Source organism: Muriventricola aceti (assembly GCF_025567565.1).
Classification (GTDB): domain Bacteria; phylum Bacillota; class Clostridia; order Oscillospirales; family Oscillospiraceae; genus Lawsonibacter; species Lawsonibacter aceti.
This window is the reverse complement of record NZ_JAOQKF010000021.1, coordinates 1-12,165: the sequence shown is the minus strand read 5'-3', so window position 1 is coordinate 12,165 and position 12,165 is coordinate 1. Positions and strand designations below refer to the sequence as shown.

Annotated in this window: 11 protein-coding genes; 9 read left to right on the top strand and 2 right to left on the bottom strand. The window is 55.0% G+C overall.

The window, feature by feature from the left end; genetic code table 11:
- Window positions 1-750: 750 nt before the first annotated feature.
- Together OCV64_RS15895 and OCV64_RS15890 are read right to left on the bottom strand one after the other, a co-directional pair.
- Entirely contained in the window at window positions 751-1,647 is an 897-nt protein-coding gene (locus OCV64_RS15895) for a ribokinase (RefSeq protein WP_262670534.1), read from the bottom strand.
- 57 nt (window positions 1,648-1,704) lie between these two features.
- On the bottom strand, window positions 1,705-2,535 hold the full coding sequence (locus OCV64_RS15890; protein WP_186852134.1) for an IclR family transcriptional regulator: 831 nt from the start codon (window positions 2,533-2,535) through the stop codon (window positions 1,705-1,707).
- 289 nt (window positions 2,536-2,824) lie between these two features.
- Here OCV64_RS15890 and OCV64_RS15885 point away from each other — a divergent pair, with 289 nt between their 5' ends.
- The 9 genes from OCV64_RS15885 to OCV64_RS15845 all read left to right on the top strand — a co-directional run bounded on the left by OCV64_RS15885 (window position 2,825) and on the right by OCV64_RS15845 (window position 11,951).
- On the top strand, window positions 2,825-3,709 hold the full coding sequence (locus OCV64_RS15885) for a dihydrodipicolinate synthase family protein (protein WP_186852135.1): 885 nt from the start codon (window positions 2,825-2,827) through the stop codon (window positions 3,707-3,709).
- A 65-nt stretch (window positions 3,710-3,774) separates the two neighbouring features.
- Window positions 3,775-4,803 (top strand): tripartite tricarboxylate transporter substrate binding protein, encoded by a 1,029-nt coding sequence (locus OCV64_RS15880; protein ID WP_147571178.1) that lies wholly within the window; start codon window positions 3,775-3,777, stop codon window positions 4,801-4,803.
- Window positions 4,804-4,883: 80 nt separating this feature from the next.
- Window positions 4,884-5,348, top strand: coding sequence for a tripartite tricarboxylate transporter TctB family protein (locus tag OCV64_RS15875; protein ID WP_147571177.1), 465 nt, complete (start codon window positions 4,884-4,886; stop codon window positions 5,346-5,348).
- Window positions 5,349-5,380: 32 nt separating this feature from the next.
- Window positions 5,381-6,910, top strand: a complete 1,530-nt coding sequence (locus tag OCV64_RS15870; RefSeq protein ID WP_262670533.1) for a tripartite tricarboxylate transporter permease — start codon at window positions 5,381-5,383, stop codon at window positions 6,908-6,910.
- 78 nt (window positions 6,911-6,988) lie between these two features.
- Window positions 6,989-7,951 (top strand): bifunctional 4-hydroxy-2-oxoglutarate aldolase/2-dehydro-3-deoxy-phosphogluconate aldolase, encoded by a 963-nt coding sequence (locus OCV64_RS15865; protein WP_147571175.1) that lies wholly within the window; start codon window positions 6,989-6,991, stop codon window positions 7,949-7,951.
- Between the two features lie 14 nt (window positions 7,952-7,965).
- On the top strand, window positions 7,966-8,958 hold the full coding sequence (locus OCV64_RS15860; protein WP_262670532.1) for a dihydroxyacetone kinase subunit DhaK: 993 nt from the start codon (window positions 7,966-7,968) through the stop codon (window positions 8,956-8,958).
- A 12-nt stretch (window positions 8,959-8,970) separates the two neighbouring features.
- Window positions 8,971-9,606 (top strand): dihydroxyacetone kinase family protein, encoded by a 636-nt coding sequence (locus OCV64_RS15855; protein ID WP_262670531.1) that lies wholly within the window; start codon window positions 8,971-8,973, stop codon window positions 9,604-9,606.
- A 12-nt stretch (window positions 9,607-9,618) separates the two neighbouring features.
- Window positions 9,619-10,641, top strand: a complete 1,023-nt coding sequence (locus tag OCV64_RS15850) for a sugar kinase (protein ID WP_240288030.1) — start codon at window positions 9,619-9,621, stop codon at window positions 10,639-10,641.
- 485 nt (window positions 10,642-11,126) lie between these two features.
- Window positions 11,127-11,951: an aldo/keto reductase gene (locus OCV64_RS15845; protein WP_262670530.1), complete on the top strand. Its 825-nt coding sequence runs from the start codon at window positions 11,127-11,129 to the stop codon at window positions 11,949-11,951.
- Window positions 11,952-12,165: the final 214 nt, after the last annotated feature.

Below are 12,165 nucleotides of genomic sequence, written 5' to 3'. Positions count from 1 at the left end.
AGTTGTGTGCAAACTTCATTCTACCATGTGGGGAAAATCACTATGGATTTTTTCTTAGGTGTCCAACTTCATTTTACAATCAACCAAACAAATTAATTTAAAATCTGACGTACATACTGAAAGCAATTGTAAAACAGATTATGCAGTCTCTTGTGGGAAATCATCGTATCTACTGATTTAAGTAGCACGGGCCACTGCCTGAAAAACCTGATAGAGAAATACGTGGAGGTTATGCCATAGGCCAAAGAGCATAGAGCAGTGACAGGTACAGAGGCTGGATTCATTGCAGCGAAAGCGATTTTGCCGGGGGTTCAGAATTGCTACCCCCTGCCCAAATGAATGACCCTACCCAATCTGAACGATTTGTTGTCATTGTTCGGATTAGGTAGGGTCAATTTTTACCTAGAATCCTTGTTGTATCAAAGGGTTCAGGCTTCTTATGTATATTGAGAACCTCTGTCACTATGAAAAATAAGCTTGGCTTCTGGACTGCGTCGTTCCCAAGACATAATTGAACACCTTATGAATCAAAGCAAAGCATACTGTATAAAGTCAGAAAGCGATGAAACTTTTATATAGCTATGATTTGATGAATGGAGACACATCGAAGCAAAGCGGGAGTCTGCAGAATATTTCCATAACAAGTTTTCTGGCACAAAATGAGGCAGTACACAAGGGTGGGGCAGGAAAAAACGCAGGCGTTTTGCCTGCGTTTTTCAAACAGATGAGAATCAGATAAAGTTTGCGGCATCATGCCAGAGAGAGGGTGGAGCCGCGCACCTCATCCATTGTAGGGATAGAGGGAGCGGCACCTGGACGGGAGACAGCAATGGCGGCGGCACGGGAGGCGAGGTTCAGACAGGACGGCGCATCCATACCGGCAGCTAAACAGGCTACAAAGTACCCCGTGAAGGTATCTCCGGCAGCTGTGGTGTCTACAGCCTTGGTGCGGTAAACGCCTTGGGTGATTCGCTGTGTGCCGTCATCATATATGCATCCACGGCTCCCTAGCGTGAGCAGCAGCTGGCAGGAGGGCCAGCGGCTGCGCAGTATATCCAGAATCTGCCCCTCCTCGCTGGTGCCGGCTAGGGCGGCCCCCTCAATTTCGTTGAAAACCAGAAGCGAGACAAGATGCAGGGGGAGGGTGGAGATATGTTCGTCAATGGGGGAGGGGTTGAATACGATGGACAGGCCCTTTTTGGCGCCCTGTTCCATGATGTAATCCAGGCAGTTGATTTCGTTTTGCACAATCAGGTAGTCACCGGGACCAAAGCCTTCCAGCGCCAGGTCCACCTCCTGGTGTGTGATCTTCTGATTGCTGCCGCCATATAGCAGGATACAATTTTGTCCCTGGGAATCCACCTGGATAATAGTGTGGCCGCTGGGGCCGCTGCTGAGTGAGATGAGGGAGGTGTCGACACCGCTGGAAGCTAGTGTGTCGGCCAAAAGCTGTCCATCCGGCCCAATTTTTCCAGCGTGACAGACGGTGGCCCCTGCCCGGGCAGAGGCGATTGACTGGTTAAGTCCTTTCCCGCCGCAGTTGACATCCCGGCTGCAGGAGGCGAGGGTCTCTCCTGGAGCAACGAAGTGGGGGACATGATAGACATAATCCAGATTTAGGGAGCCGTAACTGAGGATACGAGACATAAGCGACCATCCTTTCAGAATTCAAAGGTACAGATCGACCAGACAACATCCGGCCATTCAGTTGGAGGCCAACTGAATGGCGGGAAATAGGTGGGCGCACTGGGTCAGTGTGTTGCAGGCCCTGGCCAGTAGGTCGGAGTATTGATCTACTACTTCGGGTGTGATAGAGATGGCGGGGCCGGAAATACTGATGGCACCCGCCACGTCTCCACGTCCGGTGCGGATGGCCATGGCTACGCACTTTACACCCATGGTTTCCTCCTCATTATCCAGTGCATATCCCTTACGGCGGTATGTGGCAAGTGCCTCCATCAGTTGGTCGTGGTCGGTGATGGTGTTCTGTGTGATGGGAGGCAGGCCATGCTTGCGAATGATGGCTTCCACCTGTTCGGTGGGCATTTGACTGAGCATGGCCTTCCCGCAGCCGGTACAGTGCATGGGGAGTGTTTTGCCGGAGACGGAGTATGAGATGGAGCGCCGGCTGGGATAGACGCACTCCATATAGAACACCTTGCCGTCAATATGGGAGGTAAGGTAGATGATGTCTCCGGTGGCGGATTGCAGGTCCTCCATCACAGGGATGGCATACTGGGCCACAGGACTGCCTGCCTGGGCGCAGTAGCTGAGCTGCATGACCTTGTACCCAAGGCGGTAGGCCTGGCCGTCCCGGATACGCAGCAGATAGCCGGCTTCCTCCAGCGTGCGAATCTGGTTGAGCAGTGTGCTTTTGGGCATGGATAGCAGCCGACTGATCTGGGCCAATGTCAGTTCAGTCCTGGCAGGAGAAAAACAGTCTAGAATCCGCAGCGCTTTGGCGGTAGACGTGACTCTACTGCTGACAGTAGAGGCGGATTCCATCTCAGCGGAATCCCCTTTTAAAAGAATCATGGTGCAACATCCTTTGCAATCCATATTGAAGAAAAATGCCCGCGATTGGTCCAAATAAAATACAGATGCAGAGGCATTTACATCTGCTATCGTATATTATCCTAACCTCCATTGACGTATTTGTCAAATGGAAAGTGAAAAAGAGAACAAATATTCCAAAAATAATAAAATTATATTGACAATGATAACTAGCCGTGCTAAAATCCAAATAAAGTGTGAAATAACTGAATAATCATTCAGCAATACTGAACACAAAAGCATTTTATCCTATTGTTGGGAGGAGAGAAACTTGAAGAAACTATATGGTGTCATCACCGCCATGACTACCCCCTTTACCGCAGACGGGAAGGTAGATACGGCGGCGCTGGAGGAGCAGACAGAATACCTGATTGAAAAGGGCATTCAGTGTCTGTATCCCTGCGGAACGACGGGGGAGATGTACCTCATGTCCGCGGAGGAGCGAGAACTGGTGGCCGAGACCGTTGTGAAAAAGGCTGCGGGACGAGTTACAGTGTTCATCCACGTGGGTGCAATGACGGTGGACGAGACCATTCGCCTGGCCCAGCACGCCCACAAAATTGGTGCCGACGGCGTGGGCGTCGTTACCCCCAGCTACTTTACGGTAAACGATCGGGCCATGGTGGAGTACTACAAGACCGTGTGCGCCGCCCTGCCTGATGACTTCCCGGTATATGTGTACGTCATTCCCCAGCTGGCGCATAACGACATCAGCGCTGCCACGATGGAGCAGATTGCGGCTGCCTGCAAGAATGTGGTGGGCGTCAAGTACAGCTTCGCCGATATGCGTCGCATCAACGAATATCTGCAAGTGCGAAATGGAAACTTCTCTGTGGTGCCCGGCGCGGACGACCTGTTCCTGCCTGCCCTGGTGTGCGGCTGCGACGGTGTTGTCTCCGGCTGCTCCGGCCCATTCCCCGAAGCCTTTGTAGCGGTCTACAAGGCATTCCAGAGCGGCGATCTGGAGGGAGCCCGCAAGGCGCAGGTGGCCGCTACCGAGTTGGTCAAGCTGATGCAGTTTGGCGGAGACATGTCCATCTTTAAAAACATCCTTACCTTCCGCGGTGTGACAGGAGGACATATGCGCAAGCCCCTGCTGGACCTGACCGACGAGCAGGTTGCCCAGCTGAAGCAGCAAGTTGCTCCCTACATTTAATTCTTACCTTGTATTCCACTGCGTAAGCGTGTGAAATAACTATGATCTAGAAAAGGAGCAGAAAAATGAAAAAGATTCTTTCACTTGCCTTGGCAGCGGCGATGGCCCTGTCACTGGCCGCCTGTGGTAACAACGGCAGCCAGACCTCTCAGAGCAGCAATTCCGGCAGCGCTTCCAACTCTGGAAACACCAGCCAGCAGGAAGAGGTCAATTTCCCCAACGGAAAGCAGATCTCTCTGATCGTTCCCTACGCTGCTGGCGGCGCCTCTGACACCGTGGCCCGTATTTACGCCTCTGAGCTCGAGCAGTCCCTTGACACCAGCGTCATCGTCTCCAATGTTGAGGGAGCTTCTGGCGCCATCGGCCTGGAGCAGGTCCGCAACGCCGATCCCGACGGCTATACCATGGCCTATATGCCCGTTGAGTCCACCATGCTTAGCGCCTTGGGCTTCACTGACCTGTCTACCAACGACTTCAAGTTTGTGGGCCGTGCTATGACTATCCCTGCCGCCGTCACTGTCCGTGCTGACGCTCCCTGGGATACCTTTGAGGACTTCCTGGCTTATGCCAAAGAGCATCCCGGTGAGGTCCAGGTCGGCAACTCCGGCACTGGTTCCATCTGGCATATTGCTGCCGCTTCCATTGAGAAGGAGTGCGGCGTAGAGTTTACCCATGTGCCCTTCGACGGCGCGGCTCCCGCTGTGGCCGCTCTGTTGGGCAAGAATATCCAGGCTGTTACCGTCAGCCCCTCTGAGGTAAAGAACAACGTGGACTCCGGTGACTTCAAGGTGTTGTGTATCCTGGGCGAGAGTCGTTCCTCCGTAGTGCCTGAGGTTGAGACAGCGCAGGAGATGGGCTACGACATTACCATCCAAGGCTGGGGCGGCTTCGCTGTTCCCAAGGACACCCCTCAGGCTATCGTGGACATCCTGGAGGAAGCTTCCGAGGTCGCTATCAACTCCGACTCCGTTAAGCAGACTCTGGCCGACCGCGGCTATGAGCATGCCTATCTGAACGGCGCCGACATGGACGCTAAGGCCGCGGAGGAGCTGGCCTACTACAGCGAACTGATTCCTGAACTGGGCATTGCCTAACCTATAACTGTTGCAAGCCGCGCTCAGGCCTTCGGGCGTGAGCGCGGCTTTTCCTCGCTGATAAAAAAAGGAGGGTTCCCATGCATAAGGGCGATACAATTCCCGGCCTGATTACCGCCATTTTTGGATACTCGGTGGCGATTTATACGCTTTTGGAGGATACCATGCGAGTCAACGCCCAGTCCTCCGACGGTGTGCCCGGTGCGGGCTTCTTCCCAGTGCTGCTGGGCTTTGCTGTGGGCATTCTAGGTACCATCTTGTTTGTGCGCGGAATCCTGCAAAAAGGATCCGTGCAGTATTTCCAAGTCGACCCCGAAATCAAGTTTAACCTCAAGCGCCTGGGCCTGACTGCTGTGTCCATTGTAATCTTTTTCATCCTGTGGCAGACCACAAAGCGGTTTATTGTCTGTGTGCCCATTTTGTGCTTTGCCCTGAACGCCATTTTCGGCCGAAAGCTGAAGTACAACATCATTTATACCGTGGTCTTTACCGCGTTTATCTACCTGGCCTTTGTTGTCGGCTTCTCCATCCAGTTCAACCGATAAGGCAGTAGAGCAGTAAAAGGAGATGAACCCGAATGTCTGCTGAAGTTTGGCTCGGCGCACTACAGCTGTGCCTGCAGCCCTCTGTTATCCTGTTTTTGTGTATCGGCGTTTGTATTGGAACGGTCATCGGTGCTCTGCCCGGCCTGTCTGCCACCATGGGTATTGCCATCATGACGCCCATCACCTTCTGGTTTGAGCCGGCGGACGGCTTCGCCATGCTGATGGGCCTGTGGAACGCTGCCATCTTTGCCGGCGGTATTTCCGCAATTCTGGTCAACACCCCCGGCACCCCTGCGTCCATTACCCAGTCCTTTGACGGCTATTCCCTCTACCGTCAGGGTAAAGGTGGTCTGGCGCTGGGCATCAACGTCATTTACTCCTTCATTGGAGGCATTTTCTCCACCTTTTGCCTCATTCTGTTTTCTACCCCCATTGCCAACTTTACCATTTCCTTTAATGCGCCCGAATACTGTATGCTGGCCCTGTTTGGCCTGTCGATGATGGTGGCTGTCTCAGAGGGCAGCGTGCTCAAGGGGCTGATCCTGGGTATGGCCGGCATTCTGCTTTCCTGTGTAGGCCTGGACCCCATCCTGTCCATCAAACGGTTCACCTTCGGCCAGACTGCTCTGCTGGGCGGTATCTCCTTCATCCCAGTCATGATTGGTATGTTCGGCATCGGTGAGGTGTTCTATCAGATTTACACCTTCCGCAAGGCCGACCAGGAGAAGGAGTTGGAGGCTCGGAAAGTCAACTTGGCCCTTGGCCGCGTCCTGCCCACAGCCAAGCAGGCTAAGGAGCTTGCAGTTCCTACCCTGATTGCGGCAGTTGAGGGCACCATTATTGGCGCCATCCCCGCGGCGGGCGGCGACATCGCCTCCATTATCTCCTGGGGCAACGCCAAGAAAATGAGTAAGCACCCCGAGGAGTACGGCAAGGGCTCGCTGGAGGGCTTGGCCGTCAGCTCCACCGCCAACAATGCCGTCATCGGCGGCGCCATGACCACCATGATGACCCTGGGTATTCCAGGCGATGCGGTGACCGCCATCCTGATTGGTTCTTTGACCATGTACGGAATGCAGCCCGGCATCAAGATGTTCACTGAGAACTCCTCCTTTACCGCCCAGATCATGCTGATGATGCTGCTGGCCAACGTGGTATTCCTTATCTTCGGCCTGGCTACTGCTAAGATCTCGGCCAAGGTGCTCAATGTCTCCCAGCCCACCGTCTGGACCGCCGTGTGTATCCTGTGCGTGGTGGGGTCTTTCGCCCTGAACAACACCTTCTTTGATGTGGCTATTATGTTTGCCGCCGCCGTTCTGGGCTTCTTCCTGAAGGTATTCAAATTCCCCAATGGCCCCTTCGTTCTGGGCTTGCTGCTGGGTTCCATGCTGGAGTCCAATATGCGCCGCGCCCTGGTCATGAGCCACGGCAGCTGGGCCACCTTTGTGACCCGTCCGGTGTCCTGTGTGCTTTTCATCGCCATCATCCTCACCTTGTGCTGGCCCGTTTTGAAGGCTGTCCTGCGCAAGCGCAAGGAGGCTAGCGCTCAGAAGGCTGGCTGAGTTAAATCGAATGTATGTGGTCCATGATGAGCTGCCCGCGGCAGCTCATCACGGCCATTGGAAAGGAATTTTCTTCATATGGATGCAATAAAAATCATCAAGGAGCACGGGGTCGTTCCCGTTCTGGGCCTGAAGGACCCGGACACCGCGCCCCAAGTCGCCGCCGCCCTGCGCCGCGGCGGACTGCCTCTCATCGAGGTCACCATGCGGGCGGAAAAGGCTATGGACTGTCTGCGGGCCATCAAGTCAACTGACTCCCAGATGCTGGCTGGCGCCGGTACTATCCTGCGCTGCGAGCAGGTGGACCAGGCCAAGGAGGCCGGAGCGGACTTCGTTGTCACACCAGGCTTCAATCCCAAGGTGGTAGCCCGCTGCCTGGAGCTGGAGATGCCTGTAGTTCCGGGCTGCATCACCCCAACTGAGATTGAAGCGGGGCTGGAGATGGGTCTGACCACCTTTAAGTTCTTCCCCTCCGAGCCCATGAACGGCATGGCCACCATTAAGCAGTTGTGCGGCCCTTACGGCAGCATCCAGTTCATTCCCACCGCCGGCATCAACCTGAGTAACATGGAGGAGTATCTCTCCAGCGACAAGATCGCCGCGGTGGGTGGCAGCTTCATGGCTCCCGCCGCCATGGTGGAAGCCCAGGACTGGGAAGGAATCACCGCCCTGTGCCAGAAGTCAGTGGAGAAATCCCTGGGCTTCTCCCTGGCCCACATCGGCATCAACGGGGATAGCAAGGAGGAGGGGCTGGCCACCGCGCGTTGGTTCGCCGAGCGCTTCGGCTTCCAGGTCAAGGAGGGCGGCCGCTCCAACTTCGCCGGTACCTATGTGGAGTGCTGCAACCAGCAGTTCCCGGGCAAGTTCGGACACATCGGCATCTTTACCTATTCCCCCGATCGGGCCTTGGCTTATTTCAAGGCCAAGGGTATCCCTACGCGGGAGGAGTTTAAGAACGTGGACGCCAAGGGCAACCTGGTGGCGGTCTACCTGGAGGAAGAAGTCGGCGGCTTTGCCGTCCACATTGTAAAAAAAGCTTGAAGGAGGTCTGTTCCATGAAAAAGATCATCAACGATCCCGCCCAGTACACCGACGATATGCTCAAGGGTATCTACCGTGCCCACAGCGACCAGGTGGGATATGTCAATAACGATCTGCGCTGCTACTGCACAAAGAAAAAGGTTCCCGGTAAGGTTTCCATCATCACTGGTGGCGGCACTGGCCACCTGCCCCTGTTCCTGGGCTATGTGGGGGAGAACCTGTTGGACGGCTGCGCTGTGGGCAGCGTGTTCCAGTCACCCAGCGCCGAGCAGATTTTTGAGATCAGCAAAGAGGTCAACAACGGCGGCGGCATCCTGTACCTCTATGGCAACTATACCGGTGATATCATGAATTTTGACATGGCCGCCGAGATGTGCGACCTGGAGGATATCAAGACTGCTTCCATTGTGGGCGCGGACGACGTCAACTCCAACGCCGATCCGGCCGCCCGCCGGGGTGTGGCCGGCATCTTCTTTATGTACAAGTGCGCTGGCGCCAAGGCCGCCCAGATGGGCACTCTGGACGAGGTGCTGGCTGCGGCCCAGAAGGCCAAGGACAACACCCGTACTGTGGGCTTTGCCCTGACCCCCTGTGTCATTCCTGAGGTGGGTCACTCCAACTTCACCCTGGGCGAGAACGAGATGGCCATGGGCATGGGTATCCACGGAGAGCCCGGCGTGTGGAACGGCCCCATCAAGACAGCCGACGAGCTGGCCGCTGAATCTCTGGACACCCTGCTGAAGGATATGCCCCTTGCCTCCGGCGATGAGGTCGCCCTGCTCATCAACGGCCTGGGCGCCACCTCTATTGAGGAGCTGTACATTCTGTCCAACAGCGTTTCCCAGCAGTTGGAGGACAAAGGCATCTCCATCTACCGCACCTTTGTGGGCGAGTTCGCTACTTCCATGGAGATGATGGGGGCGTCCATCTCCATCATGAAGGTGGACAGAGAGACTAAGGCCATGCTGGATATGCCCGTCAGCACCCCCTTCTACTGCCAGAAGTAAGGAGCGTCGACCATGAAAGTCATTCAAGCGAAGGATTGGACCGCTGTTATGGAGGCGGTAGCTCAGATAATGACCGAGCAGGCAGACCACCTGTGCGAGATGGACGCCCGCATGGGCGACGGGGACCTGGGCCTGACCATGAAGAAAGGCTACTGTGCCCTGCCGGAGATTTATGCTGGCTTGGAGGAAGCAGACATGGGCAAGCGCTTGTCCAAGGCCGGCATGAAGATGTCCAGCGTAGTTCCTTCTACCATGGGTACACTGATGTCCTCCGGATGGATGGAGGGCGGTAAGCGCCTGATAGGGAAGGAAGAGGTGGACGCCTCCGCCTTTGCGGCATTCCTGCGTGGCTTCGCGGATGGAATTGCCAAGCGGGGCAAGTGTGTCCCCGGAGAGCGCACTGTGCTGGACGCCATCTTCCCGGCTGCCGACGCGGCGGAGCAGGCGGCCGCATCTGGAAGCGGATTGGAGGACACCGCCGCTGCGGCCCTGGAGGGGGCAAAGCGGGGCCTGGAGTCCACCAAAGAGATGACGCCCAAATACGGCAAGGCCGCCGTCTTTGCGGCCAAGGCCCTGGGAACTGAGGACCAGGGCGCCACTGCCGGGATGCTGCTCGTTCAGGGCCTGTATAACGGTATCCAGAAATAAGGAGAGATCACAATGAAGAAAATGGTAGGCTTCGGAGATTATCTGCTCCGTCTCAATCCAGAGGGGTATCTGCGCTTTATCCAGGCGGACCACTTCCAGATCAATTATACTGGTGCGGAGGCCAACGTGTGCGTCTCCCTGGCGATGATGGGGATGGACACGGAATTCGTGACTCGGCTGCCTGACAACGATATTGCCGCCTGCGGTGTGGCGGAGCTGCGCAAGTTCAATGTGGGGACCAGCCATATCGCCTACGGCGGGGAGCGGATGGGTGTGTTTTATGCGGAGAAGGGGGCATCCCAACGCCCCTCCAAGATCGTCTATGACCGCAAATATACCTCTATCGCCACCTGCGCCTATGAGGATTTTGACTGGGAAGATATTTTTGCCGGGGCCACCCATTTCCACATGACGGGCATCACCCCCGCCTTGAGTAAAACCATCCCCTCGGTGTGTATCAAGGCGTGCAGAAAGGCCAAGGAGATGGGACTGACCGTCAGCTGTGACCTGAATTACCGCAAAAATCTGTGGACTGAGGCTGAAGCCAATGCGTGCATGGTCCAGCTGATGCCCTACATCGACGTGCTGGTGGCCAACGAGGAGGATGCAGAGAAGGTGTTGGGCATTAAGGCCCGTGATACTGATGTGACCCAGGGCAAGCTCAACCGGGAGGGCTACATAGATGTGGCGGAGCAGATCTGCCAGACCTACGGAACCAAGATGGTAGCCGTCACCCTGCGGCGCAGCATCAGTGCCTCGGACAATGAGTGGAGCGCAATGCTGTATACAAACGGTAAGCCCTACTTCTCCAAGCAGTACATGATCCACCTAGTAGACCGGGTGGGGGGCGGAGATTCCTTCACCGCTGGTCTGCTCTACGGAATCATGAACGACTACGGCCCCCAGGAGACTATTGAATATGCCGCCGCCGCATCCTGTCTCAAGCAGACCATTGAGCTGGACTTCAACCTGTCCACCGCTGACGAGGTCAAGCGCCTGGTGGGCGGAGACGGCTCCGGCCGTGTACAACGGTAAACTGCGAATGAACACCCCCATCCGATCTGAACAAATGCTTGTCATGGTTTCGATCAGTTGGGGGTGTTTTATGCCAGAACCTCTTGCGGCAAGGGGTTCTGGCATTCTTATGCGGAGTGCCACTCTCACCAATCATATAAACCGAGTAAAATGAAAACGCAAAACGTCTAAATGGCGAGATTTGAACCCCCGTTATGTTAGCAAGGTGCTCTCTTTATTTGTCGCTCATGAACGTATCTTCCATCTGACAGGGCGTTCGGTTTTTCAATGTGCGATGTGGCCTCTGTGTGTTGTAAAACTCGATGAGAGATTTAAAAGGTCTTACTGATCCACATACCACATAGAGAGGAACATAGATGACATTAATGATGTAACTTATATGGTAATTCTTATACCAAGTTATGTAACAGAGTATTTTACTTTTAAAAAAATCGTGATAAAATAAAAAACAAGGTGGGCAAACTGAATTCGATGGAGGTGAAGTCATGGAAACAAAGCCTGGAATGATGCCATTGCTGGATGGAACCGAGATGCCGCGGTATGGGCTTGGATGTTATGCCTCCTATGGACATGAGATATCCCAGGCTGTTGCCTGGGCGCTGGAGTGCGGCTATCGCTATATCGACTCCGCCGCTATGTATGCCAATGAGAAAGACGTGGGCGAAGGACTCAGATTGGCGGGGTTAGACCGGAAGAAGGTCTACATACTCTCCAAGGTTTGGCCTAAGGACTATGAGGTGGCCGCCAACTCGGCCCAACAGTCCCTCAGGGATCTGGGCGTGGATTATCTGGATTGCTGCCTGCTCCATTGGCCTGGAACGGAGGAGAAGCGACGTCTGTCCGCCTATGAGCAGCTTCTCAGGTTGAAAGACCAGGGATTGATCCGATCGGTGGCCGTGTCCAACTTTCAGGTAGATCAGTTGGAACGAATAAAGGAAGTCTTTGGGGCTTATCCCCCTATCAACGAGATCGAGTTACACCCCGCCTTTCAGCAGCGGGAGCTGCGCCAGTTCTGTCTGGATCGGGGTATCGCCCTGGTGGCTTACAGTCCCATCAAGCGTGGGGCCTTTATGGGGGATCCCCGCATATTGTCCATTGGGGAAAAATACGGGAAAACGGCCAATCAGGTAGTGCTGCGGTGGCACTTGGAACGCCAGCAGATCCCCATCCCCAAATCCAGCCACTACGACCGCATCCGAGAGAACTTTGATGTGTTCGATTTCTCCCTAACGCCAGAGGAAACACAGCTCATTAACTCCTTAGAGTGCGGCGGCCGACGGGGAAACGATCCGTTGACTTACAACGGCTGATCAACGAGCATCGATCAATTCAATTTTTATAGAAAAGGAATGAGTGAAATATGAGACTGGCAACTATCAAGTGGAACGATACGGAGATGGCCGGCATCGTAGCCAAGAACGGCATTCTTCCCATCCGCGCCCTGAACGCGGCTAAGGGCACCGCGTGGAGGACCGATATGCTGTCCCTGATCCAGGAGCAGCAGATCCCCGGCCTGACCGCCTG

Bases quoted from the DNA above. Each gene is read 5' to 3' on its own strand.
- OCV64_RS15855 (WP_262670531.1), top strand. From the start codon at position 8,971: ATGAAAGTCATTCAAGCGAAGGATTGGACCGCTGTTATGGAGGCGGTA.
- OCV64_RS15845 (WP_262670530.1), top strand. From the start codon at position 11,127: ATGGAAACAAAGCCTGGAATGATGCCATTGCTGGATGGAACCGAGATG.
- OCV64_RS15870 (WP_262670533.1), top strand. From the start codon at position 5,381: ATGTCTGCTGAAGTTTGGCTCGGCGCACTACAGCTGTGCCTGCAGCCC.
- OCV64_RS15875 (WP_147571177.1), top strand. From the start codon at position 4,884: ATGCATAAGGGCGATACAATTCCCGGCCTGATTACCGCCATTTTTGGA.
- OCV64_RS15865 (WP_147571175.1), top strand. From the start codon at position 6,989: ATGGATGCAATAAAAATCATCAAGGAGCACGGGGTCGTTCCCGTTCTG.
- OCV64_RS15890 (WP_186852134.1), bottom strand. From the start codon at position 2,535: ATGATTCTTTTAAAAGGGGATTCCGCTGAGATGGAATCCGCCTCTACT.
- OCV64_RS15860 (WP_262670532.1), top strand. From the start codon at position 7,966: ATGAAAAAGATCATCAACGATCCCGCCCAGTACACCGACGATATGCTC.
- OCV64_RS15895 (WP_262670534.1), bottom strand. From the start codon at position 1,647: ATGTCTCGTATCCTCAGTTACGGCTCCCTAAATCTGGATTATGTCTAT.
- OCV64_RS15850 (WP_240288030.1), top strand. From the start codon at position 9,619: ATGAAGAAAATGGTAGGCTTCGGAGATTATCTGCTCCGTCTCAATCCA.
- OCV64_RS15880 (WP_147571178.1), top strand. From the start codon at position 3,775: ATGAAAAAGATTCTTTCACTTGCCTTGGCAGCGGCGATGGCCCTGTCA.